This window comes from Geodermatophilus sp. FMUSA9-8, from assembly GCF_037034165.1.
Lineage (GTDB): Bacteria > Actinomycetota > Actinomycetes > Mycobacteriales > Geodermatophilaceae > Geodermatophilus > Geodermatophilus nigrescens.
The window spans coordinates 385,658-405,261 of record NZ_JBAGKE010000004.1; the positions used below are offsets into that span (position 1 = coordinate 385,658).

The following is a 19,604-nucleotide window of genomic DNA, read 5'->3' on the forward strand; positions in this document are numbered from 1 at the left end:
GTCACGACGCCGACCCGGCGCGCCGGGCGGTCAGCCGCTGCAGGACGACGAAGACCAGCAGCAGGACCCCGATGGTGATCTTCGTCCACCAGGAGTTCAGGCCGCCGTCGAAGTCGATGAGCGCCTTGATCGTGCCGAGGACCAGGACCCCCAGCAGCGACCCGACCACCAGGCCGCGCCCGCCCACCAGGAGCGTCCCGCCGATGACCACCGCCGCGATCGCGTCGAGCTCCAGGCCGATCCCGTGCAGGCTCCAGCCGGAGAGGATGTAGACGCTGAACAGCAGGCCGCCGAGCGCCGAGCAGAAGCCGCTGATCACGTAGACGCCGACCTTGGTCCGGCCGACGGCGAGCCCCATCAGCGCGGCGGAGGACTCGCTGCCGCCGATGGCGTAGACGGTCCGCCCGAAGCGGGTCCGGTGCAGCACGTAGGCCGCCACCGCGACCACGACCAGGGCGAGGACCGCGCCGTAGGACAGGAACGTCCCGCCCGGCAGCTCGACCACGTTGATCGCGACGGCGGTGAACAGGTCGTCCTGGATCGGGATGGAGGGCCCGCTGATGGCGAAGCAGATGCCGCGGGCCAGGAACATCCCGGCCAGGGTCACGATGAACGGCTGCAGCTGCAGGCCGTGGATGGCCAGTCCCATCAGCCATCCGAGCAGCGACCCGGTGGCCAGCACGGCGACGATCACCAGCGGCGCCGGCCAGCCGGCCTGCAGCAGGCTCGCGGCCATCACCGTGCCGAGCGCGACCACTGCCCCCGAGGAGAGGTCGATGCCGCCGGTCAGGATCACGAACGTCATCCCGACCGCGAGGACGATCAGGTAGGCGTTGTCGACCAGCAGGTTCAGCGCCACCTGCGGGTAGCCGAAGTTCTCGTAGCGGATCGAGCCCGCGCCGAAGAGCACCACCAGCAGGACCGCGGTCATGAGCACCGAGACGGTGCTCGACCCGGTCGAGGTGCTGCGCAGCCAGCGGCGCGCCGCCTCCTGCCACCCCGGACGGGCCGGCGGGGCCGGCGGGGAGCCGGGGGCCTCGGGGAGCCGCGTGTCGGAGACGGTCATCGGAGGACCCCCTGCTCGGCCGGGCGGCCGGGGACGGACCCGGTGCCGGCGGCCGGCTCCGGGACGGACGGCCGGACGGGGTCCGGCGGGACGGGACCGGCGTCCGCGGGGGTCCCCGCGGCACCACCGGCAGGGGCGGCGGGACGCCGGCGGCGGCGGAGGGCCGCGCGCACCGGGGGCGCCTGCAGCAGGAACACCATGATGATCACGACGGCCTTGAACAGCCGGATGTACTCGTCCGGCAGGCCCATGGTGAGCACCGTGGTCGTCAGCGTCTGCAGGATCAGCGCGCCCACGACCGTGCCGGTCAGGGAGTACCGCCCGCCGGCCAGCGACGTCCCGCCGATGACGACGGCGAGGATCGCGTCGAGCTCGATGAACAACCCGGCCCGGTTGGCGTCGGCCGCGCTGACGTTGGCCGTGACCATGAGACCGGCCACGGCCGCGACCAGGGCGACGAAGACGTAGACGGTGAAGGTGATGCTGCGCGCGCGGACGCCGGCCAGGCGCGCGGCGGCCGGGTTGACCCCGACGGCCTCGATGAGCACGCCGAGCGCGGTGCGCCGGGTGAACAGCCCGACGGCCAGCAGGACCAGCGCCGTGATGACCACCTGGACCGGCAGGCCGAGCACGAAGCCGCCGCCGAGCCAGTCGAAGACGGGGTTCTCCGCGGTGACGATGTTGCCGTCGGTGACCAGCATGGCGATGCCGCGGCCGGCGGTCATGAGCACCAGCGTCGCGATGATCGGCTGGATACCGACCACGGAGACGAGGAACCCGTTCCACGCCCCGAGGACCAGCCCGGCGGCGACCGCGAGCCCGATGGCCAGCGCGGCGGTGCCGCCGGAGGTGGGGTCGGCGGCCCCCTCGACGACCGTGAAGGCGACCGACCCGGAGATGGCCAGGACCGCGCCCACCGACAGGTCGATGCCCCGGGTGGCGATGACCAGCGTCATCCCGACGGCGATCAGCAGCACCGGCGCGACGTTCTTGACGACGTTGACGAGGTTGCCGAAGAGGTGGCCGTCCTGGATGCGCAGGCTGAAGAAGCCCGGGTTGGCCACGAGGTTGAACAGCAGCAGGACCGCGAGCGCGGCGACGGCCCACAGGACCGGGGACCGGCGGGCGCGGGCGAGCAGGCCGTCGACGGGACGGCCCGGCGCGGCGGCGGATCGGTCAGTCACGGGCGTTCCCCCGGGCGATGAGGTCGACGACGCCGTCGAGCGAGGTGTCGGAGGCGTCGAGGTCGGCGACCACCTGGCGGTCGCGCAGGACGACGACGGAGTCGCAGATCCGCAGCACCTCCTCGAGCTCCGCGGACACGAAGACCACGGACATCCCCTCGGCGGCGAGCTGGGCGACCAGCTCCTGGATCTGGGCCTTGGCGCCGATGTCGATGCCGCGGGTGGGCTCGTCGAGCAGCAGCAGCCGCGGCTCGGTGAGCAGCCAGCGGGCGAGCAGGACCTTCTGCTGGTTGCCGCCGGAGAGGTTGCGCAGCAGCGCCTCCGGGTCGGCCGGCCGGACGTCGAGGGCGCGGATGTAGCGGGCCACCATCTCGTCGCCGGCCCGCCGCGGGATCGGCCGCAGCCAGCCGCGCCGGGCCTGCAGGGCGAGCAGGAGGTTGTCCCGGACGGTGAGGTCCCCGACGACGCCCTCGCCCTTGCGGTCCTCGGAGAGGAAGGCGATGCCCTGGGCGATGGCGCTGCGCGGTGACCGCAGGCGGACCGGCCGGCCGTCGACCTCCACCCGCCCGGTGCTGGCCCGGTCGGCGCCGAACAGCAGCCGGGTGAGCTCGGTGCGGCCCGACCCGAGCAGGCCGGCCAGCCCGACGACCCGCCCGGCGTGCACCCGCACGTCGGCGGGCTCGATCGCCCCCCGGCGCCCCAGGCCCGTCGCCGCCAGCCGCGGCACCGCGCCGTCCTCGACCGGCCGGGGCGCGGCGTGCTCGAGGTCCTCCAGGGTCGCGAGCTCGCGGCCGATCATCGCCCGGACCAGGTCGGTGCGCGGGAGGTCGGCGGTGCGGTGCTCCCCCACCAGCCGGCCGTTGCGCAGGACGGTCATCCGGTCGCTGATCTCGTAGACCTGCTCGAGGAAGTGGGAGACGAACAGGATCGCCACGCCGCGCTCGCGCAGCGACCGCACCACCCGGAACAGCTCGGCGACCTCACCGGCGTCGAGGCTGGACGTCGGCTCGTCGAGGACGAGCACCCGGGCGTCGGTGTCGACGGCGCGGGCGATCGCCACGAGCTGCTGGACGGCGATCGGGTGCGACCCGAGGACCGACCGCGGGTCGATGTCGAGGTGCAGCTCGCGCAGCACCCGACGGGCCCGCTCGCGGGACGCCCGCTTGTCGATCGACCCGCGGCGGCGGGGCTCACGGCCGAGGACGATGTTCTCGGTGACCGTGAGGTTCGGGCAGAGGTTGACCTCCTGGTAGACGGTGCTGATCCCGGCCGCCTGGGCGTCGGCGGGGGTCGTGAACCGCTGCTCCACCCCGCCGAGGGTCACCGTGCCGGCGTCGTAGGGGTAGACGCCGGTGAGCGCCTTGATCAGCGTGGACTTGCCGGCGCCGTTCTCGCCCATCAGGGCGTGCACCTCGCCGGGGAACAGCCGCAGCGAGACGTCGTCGAGGGCCTTGACGCCCGGGAACTGGATCGTGATGCCGGTCATCGCGACGACCGGCTCGGGGAGCGGGGGCGGGACCGGGGCGGCCGGCACCTCGGCGGGAGCTGGGGACACGGGAGTCCTCTCGGGAGGTGGTACCCGCCGCCCGCCCGGGGGTGGACGCCCGGGCGGGCGGGGGCGCGGGAGCCGGGACCGGCTCCCCGGACGGGATCAGTACTTCCGGTCCGGGAGGACCTCCGCGGCCTGCTCCTGGGTGAAGGTCGTCTCCTCGGTGACGACCCGCTCGGGGACCTCCTCGCCGTCGAGCACCTGCTGGGCGAGCTCCATCAGCTGCTCACCGAGCAGCGGGTTGCACTCGACGATGAAGTTGATCTTGCCGTCGGCGAGCGCCTGCATGCCGTCGCGGACCGCGTCGACGGAGATGATCTGGATGTCCTGGCCCGGGACCTTGCCGGCCGCCTCGATGGCCTCGATGGCGCCGAGGGCCATGTCGTCGTTGTGCGCGTACACGGCGTTGATGTCGGGGTTGGAGTTCAGCATCGCCTCCATGACCTCGCGGCCGCCGGTGCGGGTGAAGTCACCCGACTGGGAGGCCACGATCGTCAGGTTCGGGCTGTCGGCGATGGCCTCCGCGAAGCCCTCCTGGCGGTCGATCGCCGGGGCGGCACCGGTGGTGCCCTGCAGCTCGGCGATGTTCCACTGCGCCCCGGTCGAGGCCCAGTTCTCCACGGCCCACTCGCCGGCCTTGCGGCCCTCCTCGATGAAGTCCGAGCCGAGGAAGGTGACGAAGAGGTCCTCCTGCTCCGTCTCGACCGAGCGGTCGGTGAGGATCACCGGGATGTCGGCGCGCTTGGCCTCGAGGAGGACCGCGTCCCAGCCGGTCTCCACCACCGGGCTGAAGGCGATGACGTCGACCCGCTGCTGGATGAAGGAGCGGATCGCGGAGATCTGGTTCTCCTGCTCGCCCTGCGCGTCGGAGAACTGCAGCTCGATGCCGGCGGCCTCGGCCGACTCCTGGATGGACTGGGTGTTGGCGGTGCGCCAGCCGCTCTCGGCGCCGACCTGGGCGAAGCCCATCGTGATGGTGTCGTCCCCGCCACCACCGCCACCGCCGCCGCTGCCCTCCGCCGAGCCGCCGCAGGCGGCCAGCCCGAGGACCGCGACCGACGCCGTGACGGCGGCGAGGAGCTTGTTCCTGATCAACGTCTGCCTCCTGTGAGTTCCTGCCGGCCCGTCGGGTCCGGTCCCGTGGTGCTCCCCGGAGCGACCACCGCTGTCTGGTCCCGGGGACGCGCTCTCAGGCGGCTCGTCCTGCGGGCCCGGCGACGCTGCTGGGCGTGATGCGGGACACTGCGAACGCAAACATATCCGGCCGTCAAGGGGTCCGCGCCGCCGATCTGTCCCCGTATCCACGGCCGTCCTGGGCGCCCCATGGGACGCGGGTCACAGTCTGTTAACGTTCCCAGTCATGGTCTCGGCAACTCCGCCGACCGGGCGGCAGGTCACTCTGCGCGCGGGCCCGGTCAGCGCCGTGGTGACCGAGGTCGGGGGCGGCCTGCGCCGGCTGCGGACGGGCGGGCGCGACCTGGTCGCGGGCTTCGACGCCGACGTCGCCCGGCCGGTCTTCCGCGGCTCGGTGCTGGTGCCGTGGCCCAACCGCGTGGGCGACGGCCGCTACCGCTGGGCCGGCCGGGACGAGCAGCTCGCCCTGACCGAGCCCGACCGGCGGACGGCGCTGCACGGACTGCTGTGCTGGACCCGGTGGGAGGTGCGCGACGCCTCCCCGGACGCCGTGGCGCTGGGCGCCCGCGTGGTCCCGCAGCCCGGCTACCCGCACCAGCTCGACGTCGTCGTCACCTACCGGGTGCACGAGGACGGGCTGTCGTGGGCGGTGGAGGCCGAGAACACCGGCACCACCGCGGCGCCCTACGGCTGCTCGGTGCACCCGTACCTCGTGGCCGGCCCCGGGCGGGTCGACGACTGGACCCTGCGCCTGCGTGCCGCCGAGTACCTCGAGATCGACGCGGAGCGCCTCCTGCCGACCGGCCGCCGGCCGGTCGACGGCACCCCGCTCGACTTCCGCGCCGGCCGCACGCCCCTCGCGGGCGTCGCCGTCGACCACGCCGTCACGGCCGTCGCGCCGGATGACGACGGGACCGCGCGCGCGGAGGTCCGGACCGCCGACGGCAGCGGGGTCGCGCTCGAGTGGGACCCGCGGGCGCTGCCGTGGGTGCAGCTGCACACGGCCGACCGTCCGGAGCCCGGGCTGCACCGGGCGGGGCTCGCGGTCGAGCCCATGACGTGCCCGCCGGACGCGTTCCGCAGCGGCGAGGGCGTCGTCCCGCTCGAGCCGGGCGACCGGCACGTGGCGCGGTGGCGGATCCGGGCACTGGCCCCCGACGGCGGCTGAGGGGTCCCCGGGGACGACGACGGGCCGGTGACCTCCGGGGAGGTCACCGGCCCGTCGGGCGGTGCAGTATCAGGCGGTGCGCGTCAGGCCGTGCCGGTCAGGCGGTGGCGGGCTGGCGCAGGTCGGCGTCGACCCCGCCGGTCGGCTCGACCGCCGGGGCGGCCTCGCTGAAGGTGCCACCGGTGCGGAACCGCTCGACGTCGAGAATGCCCTCGCGCTTGGCCACGATGGTCGGCACGAGCGCCTGGCCGGCGACGTTCACCGCGGTGCGGCCCATGTCGAGGATCGGGTCGATCGCCAGCAGCAGGCCGACGCCGGCGAGCGGCAGGCCCAGGGTGGACAGCGTCAGGGTCAGCATGACCACCGCGCCGGTGACGCCGGCCGTGGCGGCCGAGCCGACGACGGAGACCAGCGCGATCAGCAGGTAGTCGGTGATCGACAGGTCCACGCCGAAGAACTGCGCCACGAAGATCGCCGCGAGCGCCGGGTAGATCGCCGCGCAGCCGTCCATCTTCGTCGTCGCGCCCAGCGGCACGGCGAAGGAGGCGTAGGACCGCGGGACGCCCAGGTTCTGCTCGGTCACCCGCTCGGTCACCGGCAGGGTGCCGATCGACGAGCGCGAGACGAAGGCCAGCTGGATGGCCGGCCAGGCGCCGGCGAACCAGCGCAGCGGCGACAGGCCGTGCAGCCGGAGCAGCACCGGGTAGACGACGAACAGCACCAGCGCGAGACCGGCGTAGACGGATCCGGCGAAGACGCCGAGGCTGCCGAGGGAGTCCCAGCCGTAGCTGGCGACGGCGTTGCCGATCAGGCCGACGGTGCCGATCGGGGCCAGCAGGATGACCCACCACAGCACCTTCTGGACGATCGCCAGCGCGGAGCGGACCAGCCGCAGGAAGGGCTCGGCGGGCTCGCCGACCTTGAGGACGGCGACGCCGACCGCGACCGAGATGACGATCAGCTGCAGGACGTTGAAGGACAGGCCGATCGAGCCGTCGTCGCCCGCGGAGGCCTGCAGGCCCAGGATGTTGCCGGGCACCAGGCCGGTGAGGAAGTCCCACCAGCCGCCGGTGGTCCCGGGGTCGGTGGCGGCGGCCGCGTCGACGGAGCTGTTGCGGCCGGGCTCGGTGAGCAGGCCCAGACCGATGCCGATGCTGACGGCGATCAGCGCGGTGATGCCGAACCACAGCAGGGTCTGCGCGGCGAGCCGGGCGGCGTTGGAGACCTGCCGGAGGTTGGCGATGCTGACGATCACCGCGGTGACGATGAGCGGCGGGACCAGCGCCTTGAGCAGCGTGACGAAGGTGCCGCCGATGGTCTGCAGGGTGCTGGTGAGCCAGTTCGGGGTCCCGTCGGCGACGGGGCCCATCTCGCGGGCGACCAGGCCGAGGGCCACGCCGACGACGAGCGCGAGGAGGACCTGCGCCGCGAAGGGGACGCGGCGGAGACGTGCGAGCACGGAGGTGTGCCTTTCGAGGGGAGGAGGACGTCGGGACCGGTGTCAGGCGCCGCGGCGACAGGCGGCGGTCGTCACCCGGCCGTAGTCGAGCGCGCGGCGGCGCGTGAGTCCCCAGAGGTCCTGCACGAGGAGGTCAATGCCGCCGCGCGCCCGGTCCATCCCGCCTGTGCGGCACCTCACGATCTCGACCCGGTCCGGTACTCGTGTACCGTTTGACTGGTACCGCCGTACCACTTCTAGGGAGCGCATCGTGGCCTGGGCCCTGCTCGTCACCGCCGGACTGTTCGAGACCGCCTTCGCCGTCTCGCTCAAGCAGTCGGAGAACTTCACGCGCCTGTGGTGGTCGGTGGCGTTCGTCGTCTGCGCCGCCGCGAGCTTCGTGCTGCTGTCGTCCGCGCTGCGCACGCTGCCGGTCGGCACCGCCTACGCCGTCTGGACCGGGATCGGTGCCGGCGGCACGGCGATCGTGGGCATGGCCGTCCTGGGCGACCCGGCCACCACGATGCGCATCGTCGCGATCCTGCTGATCCTCGGCGGCGTGCTGATGCTGCAGCTCGCGCCGTCGGCTGCCCACTGATGACCCGCCTGACCGGCAAGGGCGAGGCCCGCCGGGCGGCCATCGTCGAGGCGGCCGCGCGCCTGCTGGCCGAGGCGGGGCCGGACGCCCTCACCCACCGGGCCGTCGTCGCGGCGTCGGGCGTCCCGCTGGCCGCCACCACCTACTACTTCGCGAGCATCGACGACCTGCGGGCCGCGGCGGTGGAGGCGCTCACCGCGCAGGAGCGGGCGGCGGCCGAGGACCTGGTCGCCGCGGTGCCCCGCCGGGCCCGCTCGGCCGCGGCCACCGCGCGCCTGGTCGTCGACGTCGTCCACGGGGCCGGTCGCACCCGCGACGACGAGCTGCTGGCCCTCTACGCGCGGTTCCTCGCGTGCGGGCGGCACCCCGCGCTGCGGCCGGTCCTGCGCGCGGCGCGGCAGGCGATCGACGCCGCACTGGCCGACCTCCTCGACCGGTGCGGCCGGACCGGGGCCGACGTCGCCACGCTCGTGGCGCTGGTCGACGGGTCGACCGTCTCGGCGCTGGTCGAGGGCGACGGCTCCGCGCGGCGCCGGGCCGAGGAGGCGGTGGCGCGGGCGCTCGGCTGACCGGCGCGGCGGTGTGTACGGACGTTCCTAGCATGTGTACGGTCGTCCGCATGGTCGCTCCCGACGACTCCCGGACCATGCGCGAGCGCATGCTCGCCGGCGAGCTCTACATCGCCGACGACCCCGAGCTGGCCGAGGCGAGCGCGGCGGCCCAGGACCTCGCGGCGGCCTACAACGCCACCACCGCCCGGCAGCGCCCGCTGCGCCGCCGGCTGCTCGAGCAGCTGCTCGGCGCCGTCGGCGAGGACACCGAGATCCGCCCGCCGCTGCACGTCGACTACGGCACCTCGATCCGCGTCGGCGCCCGCTGCTTCGCCAACTTCGGGCTGGTCGCCCTCGACGTCGCGGCCATCACCATCGGCGACGACGTCCAGATCGGGCCGAACGTCCAGCTGCTCACCCCCACCCACCCGGTGGAGCCGGGGCCGCGGCGGGAGAAGTGGGAGGCCGCGGAGCCGATCACCATCGGCGACAACGTCTGGCTCGGCGGCGGCGTCGTCGTGCTGCCCGGCGTCACGATCGGCGCGGACACCGTCGTCGGCGCGGGGTCGGTGGTCACCCGCGACCTGCCGGCCGGGGTGGTCGCCGTCGGCAACCCCGCACGGGTGGTCCGCACGCTGGAGCGGTCGTGACCCGGGCCCCCGTGCGGCGAGCGCGGCGGCACGATCCCGGACGGCGCGACCGGCTGGTGGCCACCACCGTCGACGTCATCGCCGAGGTGGGCGTCGTCGGCGCCACGCACCGGGCCATCGCCCGCGCCGCCGACGTGCCACTCGGGTCGCTGACCTACCACTTCGCCTCCCTCGACGCGCTGCACACCGCGGCCTTCACCCGGCACGTCGACGAGGTGGCACCCCGCTTCGAGGAACGCATGCGGGCGGCGGACGGCGCGGGCGCCGCGCTCGAGGTGCTGGTCGCCCACCTCACCGACGACCTGCTCGTCTCCCACCGCGACTTCGTGCTGATGGTCGAGCTCTACGCCGCGGCCGCCCGGCGGCCGGCGCTGCGCGCGGTCACCCAGGACTGGATGCAGCGCAGCCGCCGGAGCCTGGAGCTCCACTTCGACCCGGTCACCGCACGGGAGATCGACGCGATGGTCGAGGGCCTGGTGCTGCACAGCGCCCTGTCGACCGACCCCATGACACCCGACCAGATCCGCGCGGCCTTCGCCCGCTTCGCGCGCTGACCCTCCCGGACAGGACACCCGTGTCGGACACCCTCGCGGTCCCCGCGCACCTGCGCGCCGCCCGCGCCGCCGTCGCCACCTGCTTCTTCGTCAACGCGGTGCTCTACGCCAACCTCGTGCCGCGGCTGCCCGAGGTGAAGGACCGCCTCGACCTGAGCAACGCCGCCCTCGGTGCCGCGATCGCCGCACTCCCCCTCGGTGCCCTGGTCAGCGCACTGGCCTCGGCCGCACTCATGCGCCGCTTCGGGTCGGCGCGGGTGGCCTCGTGGGGGCTCGTCGCGCTGGCGGGAGCCATCTGGGGCGCGGCGGTGTCGCCGTCGTGGTGGCTGCTGGCCGCCGCGCTGTTCGTCGCCGGCGCGCTGGACGCCGTCGTCGACGTCGCGCAGAACGCGCACGGGCTGCGGGTACAGCGGGCCTACGACCGGTCGATCCTCAACGCCTTCCACGGGCTCTGGAGCGTCGGCGCGGTGGCCGGCGGGCTGCTCGGCTCGGCCGCGGCGGGCCTGCGGGTGCCGCTGGCCGTGCACCTCGGCGTGGTGGCGGCGGTGTTCGCCGTCGTCGCCCTGGTGGCGTACCGCCGCATGCTTCCCGGGCCCGACCACGAGGAGCCCGTCGACGACGACGGCGCCCCGTCGGCCGGACGGGCGGGGATGCGGGCGTCCCTCGGCGCGATGGCGGCGCTCGGCGTGCTGGCCACCTGCGGGGCGTTCGTCGAGGACGCCGGCTCGTCGTGGGCCGCGCTGTACCTGCGCGGCGAGGTGGGCACCGGGGTCGCCACGGCGGGGCTGGGCTTCGTCGCGCTGTCGGTGGCCATGACCGTCGGCCGGCTGACCGGCGACCGCGTCGTGGACCGCTTCGGCCAGCGCCGGGTGGCCCGCGGCGGCGGCGTGCTGATCGCCGTCGGCATGGGCCTGGCCCTCGCGCTGCCGTCGTTGGCGACGACGCTCGTCGGGTTCGCGCTGGCCGGGCTCGGCGTGGCCACCCTCGTGCCGGCCGTCTACGCCGCCGCCGACGAACTGCCCGGCCTGCGGCACGGCGTCGGCCTGACGGTGGTCAACTGGCTGCTGCGGATCGGCTTCCTCGCCTCGCCGCCGCTGGTGGGTGCGGTGGCCGACGCGACGAGCCTGCGGGTGGGCCTGCTCGGCGTGGTGCTGGCCGGCGTCGTCACCCTCGTCCTCGGGCGGGTGCTGCGGCCGACGGTGTCCGCGGCCGGGTGACACGCCGGTCCCGGGGGTGACGGCGGCACTCCCGGGGAACTCCCGGGGTCGTGCCCGACCCCCTCCCCTTCGAGCTCCCGCGCGGCCCCCTCGGCCCCGCCGACCTGTCCCGCATCGCCGCCGCGGTGGCAGGCCGTCCCGACCTCTGGCGCGACGGCCTCGACCGCGACCGCCGCCGGCGCACCTACAGCGAGGTCCACACCCCCGAGCACCTCGGCGTGTGGGCGATCTCCTGTATGGCCGACGACCACGACACCGGCTTCCACGACCACGACGCCTCCCGCGGGGCGGTGCACGTCGCCGAGGGCGTCATCCGGCACGAGCACCTGCGGATGGGCGACCGTCCGGTCGGCTCCGCGGTGCCCGCCGGCGAGGGCTTCTCCTTCGACGAGACGGCCATCCACCGGATGCGCGCCGAGCCCGGAGCCGGACCGACGGTCACCATCCACGCCTACTCGCCGCCGCTCGTGCGGACCGGCCAGTACGGGCGGCACGACGACGACCGGCTGCACCGCACGCCCTCCCCGGCGACCGACCAGCTCGCGCCGCACGGCGGGCAGGGGACGCCGGCCGAGGCCGTCCCGCCCGAGCCGCGCGCCTGAGCCGCGCGCCCGGGGGCCGGGGTCAGGCGGCGTCGTCCTCCAGGACGGGGGCGTCCGCGATGCCGACCATCACCTCGTTGGTCTGCAGGGTCACCAGCCACGCGAGCGCGTGGTCCTCGACCGGCTGGCCGGAGACCTGCGCGATGGCGTGCAGCTGCGCCGCGACCAGCCCGCGGGCGGCCTGGTAGACGTCGGCGGCGGTGACGGCGACGCCGAGCTCGGCCAGCCACAGCCGGCCGTCGGACAGCACCCGCACCTCGGGCTGGGCGCCCACCTGCAGGTCGGCGGCCGCGCTCGTGAGCACGGACATGCCGGCGCGCAGCTCGGTGAGCCGGCGGCTGGGCTGGGGCGACGACGACATCGGGTGCTCCCTCGGACGGGCCCACGGGCCTCGGGTCGTGGGAGAGGAGTCGGCAGCCGGCAGGCGGCACCCGACCACCGGTGGGACGGCGGTGCACCCGTGGGGCGGCGGTGACGAACCGTTGCCGTCCCGACCCGCGCGCGCGGCCCTTCCGCGGACGGCGGCCGCCCTGCACGATGCCGCCCCGTGACCAGCCTCCCCGGGTGCCGCCGCCGGAACCGCCGCTCGCGACGCAGGAAGAACGTGTCCGACGGATGCGACGGGTGCGACGGGTGCGAGAACGGCTGCGACGCCATCGGCCTGTTCTCGCTGCTGTGGCTGGCGCTGCCCGCGGCCCTGGTCACCCCGGCCCCGGCCGGCACGCCGTGGGCGGCGCGCTGGCCGGCGCGGCTCGTCGTCGCCTACCGGGAGCGGGTCAGCCCGGCCCGCCCGCCGTGCTGCCGGTTCACCCCGACCTGCTCCACCTACGGCCTGCAGGCGCTGCGCACCCACGGGCTGCTGCGCGGCGGGCTGCTCACGGTGCGGCGGCTGCGGCGCTGCGGACCGGGCGACGGCGGGTCCGACCCGGTGCCGGTCCGGACCCGGACGTAGGACGGCCCTGGACGTAGGACGGCCCCGGACGCGCGCCGGCGGCGGCCCTCCGGAGAGGACCGCCGCCGGCGACGGGGTGGTGCGGGGTCAGGCGACCGTGGTGATCCGGTCGGTCGCCGGGGCGCTGACCGGGCGGTTGGCGCCGAGGTACGCGGTGAAGGCGTCCAGGTCGATCGAGCCGGTCACGGCGTTCGTCCCGGTGCGGAGCTGGGTGAAGCCGTCACCGCCCCCGGCCAGGAAGTTGTTCACCGTGATCCGGTAGGTCTGCGTCGGGACGACGGCGACGCCGTCGATCGTCAGCCCGCCCACCTTCTGCCCGGAGCACGGGTCGGCGGCCGGGCCGGCGGTCCCGCCGGTGGAGACGGTGTAACGCAGGGTCGAGGACGGCTGCAGGACGACCGGGTTGCCGGCGCGGGCGTACTGCTGCTCCAGCACGCAGTCGAGCTGGGCGCCGGTGAGGTCCAGCGTGACGAGGTTGTTGGCGAACGGCTGCACCGTGAACGCCTCCTCGTAGGTGATCGGGCCCGCCAGCAGGTCGGCCCGCACGCCGCCGGGGTTCATGAGGGCCGCGACGGCGCCCTCGTCCCGGGTGTCGGCCAGCTGGGCGTCGGCGATCAGGTTGCCCAGCGGGGTCTCCCCCTCGGCGTCGGCGGTGCGCCGGATGTCGGTGGCCGCGTCGCCGACGACCTCGGTCGCGATCGGGCCGAGCGCCTCCCGGTACCGGGCGATCAGGGCGGTCTGCGCGGGGTCGGCGGCGACGCCGCGCTCGACGATCACGTTGTCGACCCGGGTCGCGGAGTCGATGACGTCGCCGGTCCGCTTGTCGACGGTGAGGTCGATGTCGGTGACCAGGCGGCCGTTGTTCCCGGCACTGCTGACGACCTTGCCGTCGACGGTGCAGTTGTAGGCCTGGTGCGTGTGGCCGCTGACCACGACGTCGATGGCGTCGGACATGCCGTTGGCGATCTCCACGATCGGGCCGCCCAGGTTGCTGCAGCCGTCCACGTTCCAGGCGTCGGGCCCGCTCTGCGCGCCACCCTCGTGCAGCAGGACGACGATCGTCTCGACGCCGCGGGCCTGCAGCTCGGCCGCGTAGCGGTTGGCCGTCTCGACCTCGTCGCGGAACTCGAGGCCCGCCACGCCCTGCTGGCTGACGATCTGGCTGGTGCCCTCGAGCGTCATGCCGATGAAGCCGACCTTCACGCCCTGCACGTTGTGGACCGCGTAGGGGTCCAGCAGCGGCTGCCCGGTCTCGGTGACGAAGGCGTTGGCCGACAGGTACTGGAAGTCCGCGCCCTCGTAGGGCGTGCCGTCGGCGCAGCCGTCGACGGGGTGGCAGCCGCCGTTCTGGATGCGCAGCAGCTCCGCGGGGCCCTCGTCGAACTCGTGGTTGCCGACGCTGGCGTAGTCCAGGCCGGCCAGGCCCAGCGCCTCGATGGTCGGCTCGTCGTGGAAGGCCGCCGACAGCAGCGGCGAGGCGCCGATCAGGTCGCCGGCGGCCACGGTGATCGTGTTCTGCCTGCGCTGCGCCTCGGCCAGCTGCCGCAACTGCGTGGCCAGGTACTCGGCGCCGCCGGCGTCGACCGTCGGGGCGGTCAGCGGGCCGCCGCTGCCGTCGGGGTCCGGACCCGTCTGGACGCGGCCCCCCGACCCGGTCGGCGGCTCGAGGGCGCCGTGGAAGTCGTTGAGGGCCAGCAGCTGGATCTCGACCGGCTTCGGCCCGTTCGGGGCGGCGGCTGCCGGTGCGAGGGCGGCGGCGACGACCAGGCCGGTCATCGCCGTCGTCACGGCCGCGGCGACGGTGCCGCGGCGCAGGACGGAGGGGCTCATGCGGAGGACTCCCAGGGTCTCTGGAGGAGGGACGCCGGCCATTCCACCCGCGTCCGGTGACGGGAGTGTGACGGACCGGTACGCCCGTCGTCACCGGGGGGTGCCGGATCCGTTCCGCCGCCGCCGGGTCCACGGCCGCACGCCGTCGTCGCCGGACACCAGCCGCTCCAGTCCGGCGTAGACGGCCAGTCCCGGGACCGCGAGCAGCGACGGCGGCAGCACGAGCGGCGCGGCGAGCACCGAGATCGCCAGCACCCCGGGCGCCGACAGCAGCCACCCGGGCCGCCGCTCGGCATCGGCCAGGGCGCCCCAGCGCACGGCGGTCCACATGAGCCAGCGCAGGAGCACCGGGACGCCGGCCTCCCGCATCGCCCGCCGGAACAGCCCGTCCGCCTCGCGGGAGGTGACCGCGCGGGTGCGGATGCCCACGGTGCACAGCCAGTCGTGCAGCACCGCGGCGAGCGTGTAGCGGCCGGACTCCGGCACCAGCCAGAGCACCGGCCGCGGCACGCTCGCCAGGTCCGTGGCGAAACCGGCCGGGACGACGAACCGGTCGCGCCGGCCGAGGTAGGTGAGCGGCTCGGCGAGCGTCCAGCCGTCGGCGCCGGAGGTGCGGAGGACCGCGGCGGGCGGGTCGAAGGGCACGCCGCGATCCTGCCGCGCGGTCAGCCCCGCGGCCGGGCCGCGCCCTCCGCGCGGGTGGCGGGACGGCGGGCGGCGAACGGCGTGGCGACGTCCTCCAGCGACTTGCCCTCCGCGTCGATGCCGAGCACGGCGGCCACCACGCCGCCGACGACCATCACCGCGGCGCCCAGCATGTAACCCCAGAACAGCCGGATCGGCTGGGAGCCGTCGCCGATCAGCGAGCCGTAGACGACGGGGCCGAGCGCGCCGAAGCACTGCGCGATGGCGAAGAAGACGGCGATCGCCTTGGCGCGGACCTCCATCGGGAAGATCTCGCTGACCGTCAGGTAGGCCGAGCTCGCGCCGGCCGAGGCGAAGAAGAAGATGACCGACCAGGCGATCGTCTGGGTGTAGGCGTTGAGCGCGCCGGCCTGGAACAGCCCCGCCGTGACCGCCAGCAGGACGCCGGAGAGCACGTACGTGCCGGCGATCATCTTCTTGCGGCCGACGGTGTCGAACAGGTGCCCGAGCACGAACGGCCCGGCCAGGTTGCCCACCGCGAAGGCGATGAGGAACAGCGGCGCGTCCCCGGAGTCGACGTCGTAGTACGTGCCGAGCACCAGGACGTACGTGAAGAAGATCGCGTTGTAGAGGAACGACTGGGTGACCATCAGCGTCGCGCCGTAGACGGCCCGGGCCGGGTACTCGCGGAACAGCACGCGGGTGAGCGCGGCGTAACCGATGTCCGGCGTCGGCTTCAACTCGATGGCGCGGCTCTCGTCGACCGCCGGCAGCGACCGGCCGCCGTGCTCCACCTCGTGCTCGATGTAGGCGATGGTCTCCTCGGCCTCGGCCTCCCGGCCGTGCACGACCTGCCAGCGGGGGCTCTCCGGCAGGTGCCGCCGGACCAGCAGGATCACCAGGCCCAGGACCGGGCCGATGAGGAAGGCGATGCGCCAGCCGGTGCTGGGCTCCAGGGCGTTGAGCAGGATGAAGGTGCCGAGCGTGCCGAGGACGGCGCCGGCCCAGTAGGTGCCGCTCACCATGATGTCGACCCGCCCGCGGTACCTCGCCGGGATGAGCTCGTCGATGGCGGAGTGGATCGCGGCGTACTCGCCGCCGATGCCCATGCCGGCGATGAACCGGGTGACGTAGAGGAAGGCCACCCAGCCGGGCCCGTTGCCGAGCGTGAGCGCGGTGAGGCCGCTCCCGACGAGGTAGACGGCGAGGGTGATCATGAACAGCTTGCGGCGGCCGAGCTTGTCCGACAGCCGGCCGAACCAGAGGGCGCCGACGACCTCGCCGAGCAGGTAGACGGTCGCGATGAGGCCGACCTCGGTCCCCGACAGCCCGAGGGTCTCGGGCTCGGTGAGGCGGTCGACGACGGCGCCGGCGACGGTGATCTCCAGCCCGTCGAGGATCCAGGCGGTCCCCAGCGCGGCCACCATGCGGGTGTGGAACGGCGACCAGGGCAACCGGTCGATCCGCGCCGGGATGAGGCTGCGGATCGCGCCGGGCGCCTCTGCCGGCTTCGACAGGCTCGTCATCGAGCACCTCCAGTTCGGGAACCGGAGCGCGCTCTACCCCGTCGATGATCGGTTGACGCAACCAACCTCCCGCAGCCCCGTCCGGGTGACGCCGCTCCTCCTGTGCGGCATCCCATCGCGCGCGGTGCATCGAAGCCGCGCGGGCTGGGCATGGGCGGGGACATGCGCCTTCCCCTGCCCCGGGGCCCCCTGACCGCCGCCCTGCGCGACGACCTGCTCGCCGGTGAGGTCTCCGCCGCCACCACCGAGCTCGCCCGCCGCACCGCCGAGGGGTCGGCCGACCCACTGCACGACGACGACCTGCAGCTGGCGCTGGCGGTCTGCTACGAGCTGCACTACCGCGGCTTCGACGACGTCGACGACGCCCTCGAGTGGGACCCCGACCTGCTGGGCCTGCGCGCCCGCCTCGAGCGCGCGCACCTCGCGGCACTGCGCGAGCTGACCGGCCCGGTGACCGCGACCGGCGACCCGGTCGACGAGCAGCTGGCTGCGCTCATCGCCGCCGACGACGGCCCCTCGCTGTCGCGGTACATGGCGCGCAGCGGCACCGAGGAGCAGTGGCGCGAGTACCTCACCCTGCGGTCGGTCTACCACCTCAAGGAGGGCGACCCGCACACCTTCGCCATCCCGCGCCTCGGCGGCCGGGCCAAGGCCGCGATGGTGGAGATCCAGGCCGACGAGTACGGCGGCGGGTCGCCCGAGCGCATGCACAGCGAGCTGTTCGCCGGGATGATGCGCGACCTCGGCCTCGACGCCGGCTACGGCGCCCTCTGGGACGTCGCGCCCGCGGTGGCCTTCACGGCGGTCAACACCATGTCGCTGTTCGGCCTGCACCGGCGCTGGCGCGGCGCGGCGCTCGGCCACCTCGCCTGCGTGGAGATGACCTCCTCCGAGCCCAGCCGCCGCTACTCCTCCGGCCTGCGCCGCCTCGGCCACGACGAGCACACGACCGTCTTCTACGACGAGCACGTCGAGGCCGACGCCGTCCACGAGCAGATCGCCTCGGTCGACATGTGCGGCTCGCTGGTGGCCGAGGACCCCGCGCTGACCGCCGACGTGCTGTTCGGCGCTGCGTGCTCGCTGGCACTCGACGGGCTGGCGGCCGGCCACCTGCTGGGCGCCTGGGAGGCCGGCCGGTCGGCTCTGCGCGGGGAGGCCGCGCTCGCCGCCTGAGGTCCCGTGTCGAGGAGGTCACCCGGCTGGACTTCGGTCGGGCGCTGCCGATCCTCTGGGCGCACGGACCGGTGGGGACCCGCTCCCCCGGTCCCCTGATCCCCGGAGGACCCCATGTGGCGGCGTACCGACCCGGCACCGGCCGGCCAGCCCGCGGCCCAGCCGATGCCGCGCGACGTCGAGACGCTGGAACGGGTCGTCGAGGCCCTCGACGACGGCGTCTCCACGGTCCTCGACGCGCACGTGGCCGTCGCCCGGACCATCGTGGAGACCTGCGACCTCGGCTACGGCGCCGTCTGGCTGCCCGACGGCACGGGCACGTTCGTCCTGGCCTGGGAGGGCGGCCCGCTCACCCGGACCATGTCCGCAGCCTGGCCGCGTGACGGCCGGCTGACCGAGGCCGCCGGCATGGGCGGGCGCGCGCTGCGCGAGCGCAAGCCGGTGCACATGACCGCGGCCCCCGCGGGGCGCGGTCAGTGCATCCGGTGGGAGACGGCCTGGGCGGCCGGCGCGCGAGAGGGCACCTTCGCCCCCGCCGTCGACGACGGCGTGGTCACCGCGGTCCTGGAGTTCCACAGCGCCACGCCGCTGCCCTTCTTCGGCGTCCGGAAGGAGAAGTGGCGGGCCATCGCCCGGCTGCTGTCGCACGCCCGGAAGGCCGCCCTCGCCACCTCCGCGCTCAAGGAGACCCTCGACGACCGGGTCGCCGTCACCACCGTGGTCACCGAGATCGGCACGGCCCGCGACGAGCAGGCCGCGCTGCGCAGCGCACTGGACTCGGTGCGCACCGCCTTCGGCTGGGCGTACGGCTCGTTCTGGGCGCTCGACGAGGCCGAGGGCGTGCTGCGCTTCTCGACCGAGTCCGGCTCGGCCGGCGAGGAGTTCCGCAAGGTCACCCTCGCCGCCAGCTTCGCCGAGGGCGTGGGCCTGTCGGGGCGGGCGTGGAAGCGGCGCGAGCTGGTGTTCGTGCGCGACCTCGCCGAGGTCACCGACTGCGTGCGCCGGCCGGCCGCGCAGCGCGCCGGCGTGAAGTCCGGCGTCTGCTTCCCCATCACCGTGGGCGGCCGGGTCATCGGCACCATGGACTTCTTCGTCACCGAGACCATCGAGCTGTCGGAGTCGCGCCTGGACGCGCTGCGCAACGTGCAGCAGCTGGTCAGCCAGCGGCTGGACACACTGCGCCGCTCGGAGGCCGACGCCCGCCGCTCGCAGGAGCTGCTCGAGAGCGTCGACCGGCTGCGCGAGGCCGCCGCGGCCGCCGGCGAGGTGGCCACCAGCGCCGTCGCGCAGGCCTCCACGATGACCACCGAGGTGGCCACCCTCACCGAGGCGTCGACGTCGATCGGCGAGGTCATCCGGATCATCTCCGGCATCGCCGACCAGACGAACCTGCTGGCGCTGAACGCCACCATCGAGGCCGCCCGCGCCGGCGAGCTCGGCCGCGGCTTCGCCGTGGTGGCCAGCGAGGTCAAGGACCTGGCCCGCGAGACCGCCGCGGCCACCCAGCAGGTGTCGGACCAGATCGCGGGCATCCAGGCCAGCAGCGAGCAGGTCACCGCCGGCATCCACGCCACCAGCGACGTGATCGGCCGCCTCGACGCGGTGCAGGCGCGGATCAACGACGTGCTCGAGGAGCAGGTCCGGATGGCGCGCTCCATCCAGGCCCACTGAGCGCGGGCGGCGCGGACCGGGCACGGGGGCCGGTCCGCGCCGCCGCACTCAGGCCGGGTCCTGGCCGTGCACCCCGGCCGGGTCCTGGCCGTGCAC

General features: G+C 74.7%; 19 protein-coding genes. 10 read left to right on the forward strand and 9 right to left on the reverse strand.

The features are described from left to right. Nucleotide 1: 1 nt before the first annotated feature. From yjfF to WA616_RS11595, 4 genes are all read right to left on the reverse strand, one after another. Nucleotides 2-1,066, reverse strand: coding sequence for a galactofuranose ABC transporter, permease protein YjfF (gene yjfF, locus WA616_RS11580; protein WP_336029908.1), 1,065 nt, complete (start codon nucleotides 1,064-1,066; stop codon nucleotides 2-4). After that, the gene (locus tag WA616_RS11585; RefSeq protein WP_336029909.1) at nucleotides 1,063-2,250 is read right to left on the reverse strand and encodes an ABC transporter permease; all 1,188 of its coding nucleotides are present in this window, start codon (nucleotides 2,248-2,250) and stop codon (nucleotides 1,063-1,065) included. The genes yjfF and WA616_RS11585 overlap by 4 nt, the downstream gene beginning before the upstream one ends. Continuing rightward, nucleotides 2,243-3,805, reverse strand: a complete 1,563-nt coding sequence (locus WA616_RS11590; RefSeq protein WP_336029911.1) for a sugar ABC transporter ATP-binding protein — start codon at nucleotides 3,803-3,805, stop codon at nucleotides 2,243-2,245. Before WA616_RS11590 ends, WA616_RS11585 begins: the two co-directional genes overlap by 8 nt. A 96-nt stretch (nucleotides 3,806-3,901) precedes the next feature. Then, entirely contained in the window at nucleotides 3,902-4,894 is a 993-nt protein-coding gene (locus WA616_RS11595; RefSeq protein ID WP_336029912.1) for an ABC transporter substrate-binding protein, read from the reverse strand. Between the two features lie 265 nt (nucleotides 4,895-5,159). On the opposite strand from WA616_RS11595, the gene WA616_RS11600 reads away from it, so the two are divergent. After that, a complete protein-coding gene (locus WA616_RS11600) occupies nucleotides 5,160-6,101 on the forward strand; it encodes an aldose 1-epimerase family protein (RefSeq protein ID WP_336029914.1) in 942 nt (313 codons plus the stop codon). Nucleotides 6,102-6,198: 97 nt separating this feature from the next. Here WA616_RS11600 and WA616_RS11605 read toward each other — a convergent pair whose 3' ends face one another. Further along, nucleotides 6,199-7,560, reverse strand: coding sequence for a dicarboxylate/amino acid:cation symporter (locus WA616_RS11605; RefSeq protein WP_336029916.1), 1,362 nt, complete (start codon nucleotides 7,558-7,560; stop codon nucleotides 6,199-6,201). Nucleotides 7,561-7,810: 250 nt separating this feature from the next. Between WA616_RS11605 and WA616_RS11610 the strand changes: the two genes are divergently transcribed. The 6 genes from WA616_RS11610 to WA616_RS11635 are packed head-to-tail and all read left to right on the forward strand — an operon-like array spanning nucleotide 7,811 to nucleotide 11,711. Then, complete coding sequence (locus WA616_RS11610; RefSeq protein WP_336029918.1) at nucleotides 7,811-8,137, forward strand: DMT family transporter; 327 nt, start codon at nucleotides 7,811-7,813, stop codon at nucleotides 8,135-8,137. Continuing rightward, a complete protein-coding gene (locus WA616_RS11615; RefSeq protein WP_336029921.1) occupies nucleotides 8,137-8,706 on the forward strand; it encodes a TetR/AcrR family transcriptional regulator in 570 nt (189 codons plus the stop codon). The genes WA616_RS11610 and WA616_RS11615 overlap by 1 nt, the downstream gene beginning before the upstream one ends. A 50-nt stretch (nucleotides 8,707-8,756) precedes the next feature. After that, entirely contained in the window at nucleotides 8,757-9,338 is a 582-nt protein-coding gene (locus WA616_RS11620) for a sugar O-acetyltransferase (RefSeq protein ID WP_336029923.1), read from the forward strand. Next, complete coding sequence (locus tag WA616_RS11625; protein WP_336029925.1) at nucleotides 9,335-9,892, forward strand: TetR/AcrR family transcriptional regulator; 558 nt, start codon at nucleotides 9,335-9,337, stop codon at nucleotides 9,890-9,892. The genes WA616_RS11620 and WA616_RS11625 overlap by 4 nt, the downstream gene beginning before the upstream one ends. A gap of 20 nt (nucleotides 9,893-9,912) precedes the next feature. Further along, nucleotides 9,913-11,109 carry an MFS transporter gene (locus WA616_RS11630; protein ID WP_336029926.1) on the forward strand — a complete coding sequence of 399 codons (1,197 nt, stop codon included), beginning with the start codon at nucleotides 9,913-9,915 and terminating at the stop codon, nucleotides 11,107-11,109. 50 nt (nucleotides 11,110-11,159) lie between these two features. Next, nucleotides 11,160-11,711 (forward strand): hypothetical protein, encoded by a 552-nt coding sequence (locus WA616_RS11635; protein ID WP_336029929.1) that lies wholly within the window; start codon nucleotides 11,160-11,162, stop codon nucleotides 11,709-11,711. A gap of 22 nt (nucleotides 11,712-11,733) precedes the next feature. Here WA616_RS11635 and WA616_RS11640 read toward each other — a convergent pair whose 3' ends face one another. Then, entirely contained in the window at nucleotides 11,734-12,072 is a 339-nt protein-coding gene (locus tag WA616_RS11640) for a hypothetical protein (protein WP_336029930.1), read from the reverse strand. Between the two features lie 243 nt (nucleotides 12,073-12,315). On the opposite strand from WA616_RS11640, the gene yidD reads away from it, so the two are divergent. Then, nucleotides 12,316-12,663 (forward strand): membrane protein insertion efficiency factor YidD, encoded by a 348-nt coding sequence (gene yidD, locus WA616_RS11645; protein WP_336029932.1) that lies wholly within the window; start codon nucleotides 12,316-12,318, stop codon nucleotides 12,661-12,663. An 87-nt stretch (nucleotides 12,664-12,750) separates the two neighbouring features. Here the strand turns inward: yidD and WA616_RS11650 are convergent, their stop codons facing one another. The 3 genes from WA616_RS11650 to WA616_RS11660 form a co-directional block, all read right to left on the reverse strand. After that, complete coding sequence (locus WA616_RS11650) at nucleotides 12,751-14,493, reverse strand: bifunctional metallophosphatase/5'-nucleotidase (protein ID WP_336029935.1); 1,743 nt, start codon at nucleotides 14,491-14,493, stop codon at nucleotides 12,751-12,753. Between the two features lie 90 nt (nucleotides 14,494-14,583). Beyond that, complete coding sequence (locus WA616_RS11655; RefSeq protein ID WP_336029938.1) at nucleotides 14,584-15,138, reverse strand: DUF1353 domain-containing protein; 555 nt, start codon at nucleotides 15,136-15,138, stop codon at nucleotides 14,584-14,586. Nucleotides 15,139-15,158: 20 nt separating this feature from the next. Beyond that, on the reverse strand, nucleotides 15,159-16,664 hold the full coding sequence (locus tag WA616_RS11660) for an MFS transporter (protein ID WP_336029941.1): 1,506 nt from the start codon (nucleotides 16,662-16,664) through the stop codon (nucleotides 15,159-15,161). Between the two features lie 162 nt (nucleotides 16,665-16,826). Between WA616_RS11660 and WA616_RS11665 the strand changes: the two genes are divergently transcribed. Together WA616_RS11665 and WA616_RS11670 are read left to right on the forward strand one after the other, a co-directional pair. Further along, nucleotides 16,827-17,837, forward strand: a complete 1,011-nt coding sequence (locus WA616_RS11665; protein WP_336029943.1) for an iron-containing redox enzyme family protein — start codon at nucleotides 16,827-16,829, stop codon at nucleotides 17,835-17,837. A gap of 114 nt (nucleotides 17,838-17,951) precedes the next feature. Next, nucleotides 17,952-19,508, forward strand: coding sequence for a methyl-accepting chemotaxis protein (locus WA616_RS11670; protein WP_336029944.1), 1,557 nt, complete (start codon nucleotides 17,952-17,954; stop codon nucleotides 19,506-19,508). The last annotated feature ends 96 nt before the right edge of the window (nucleotides 19,509-19,604 follow it).

Bases quoted from the DNA above. Each gene is read 5' to 3' on its own strand.
- WA616_RS11665 (WP_336029943.1), top strand. From the start codon at position 16,827: ATGCGCCTTCCCCTGCCCCGGGGCCCCCTGACCGCCGCCCTGCGCGAC.
- WA616_RS11660 (WP_336029941.1), bottom strand. From the start codon at position 16,664: ATGACGAGCCTGTCGAAGCCGGCAGAGGCGCCCGGCGCGATCCGCAGC.
- WA616_RS11615 (WP_336029921.1), top strand. From the start codon at position 8,137: ATGACCCGCCTGACCGGCAAGGGCGAGGCCCGCCGGGCGGCCATCGTC.
- WA616_RS11600 (WP_336029914.1), top strand. From the start codon at position 5,160: ATGGTCTCGGCAACTCCGCCGACCGGGCGGCAGGTCACTCTGCGCGCG.
- WA616_RS11640 (WP_336029930.1), bottom strand. From the start codon at position 12,072: ATGTCGTCGTCGCCCCAGCCCAGCCGCCGGCTCACCGAGCTGCGCGCC.
- yjfF (WP_336029908.1), bottom strand. From the start codon at position 1,066: ATGACCGTCTCCGACACGCGGCTCCCCGAGGCCCCCGGCTCCCCGCCG.
- WA616_RS11670 (WP_336029944.1), top strand. From the start codon at position 17,952: ATGTGGCGGCGTACCGACCCGGCACCGGCCGGCCAGCCCGCGGCCCAG.
- WA616_RS11650 (WP_336029935.1), bottom strand. From the start codon at position 14,493: ATGAGCCCCTCCGTCCTGCGCCGCGGCACCGTCGCCGCGGCCGTGACG.
- WA616_RS11620 (WP_336029923.1), top strand. From the start codon at position 8,757: ATGGTCGCTCCCGACGACTCCCGGACCATGCGCGAGCGCATGCTCGCC.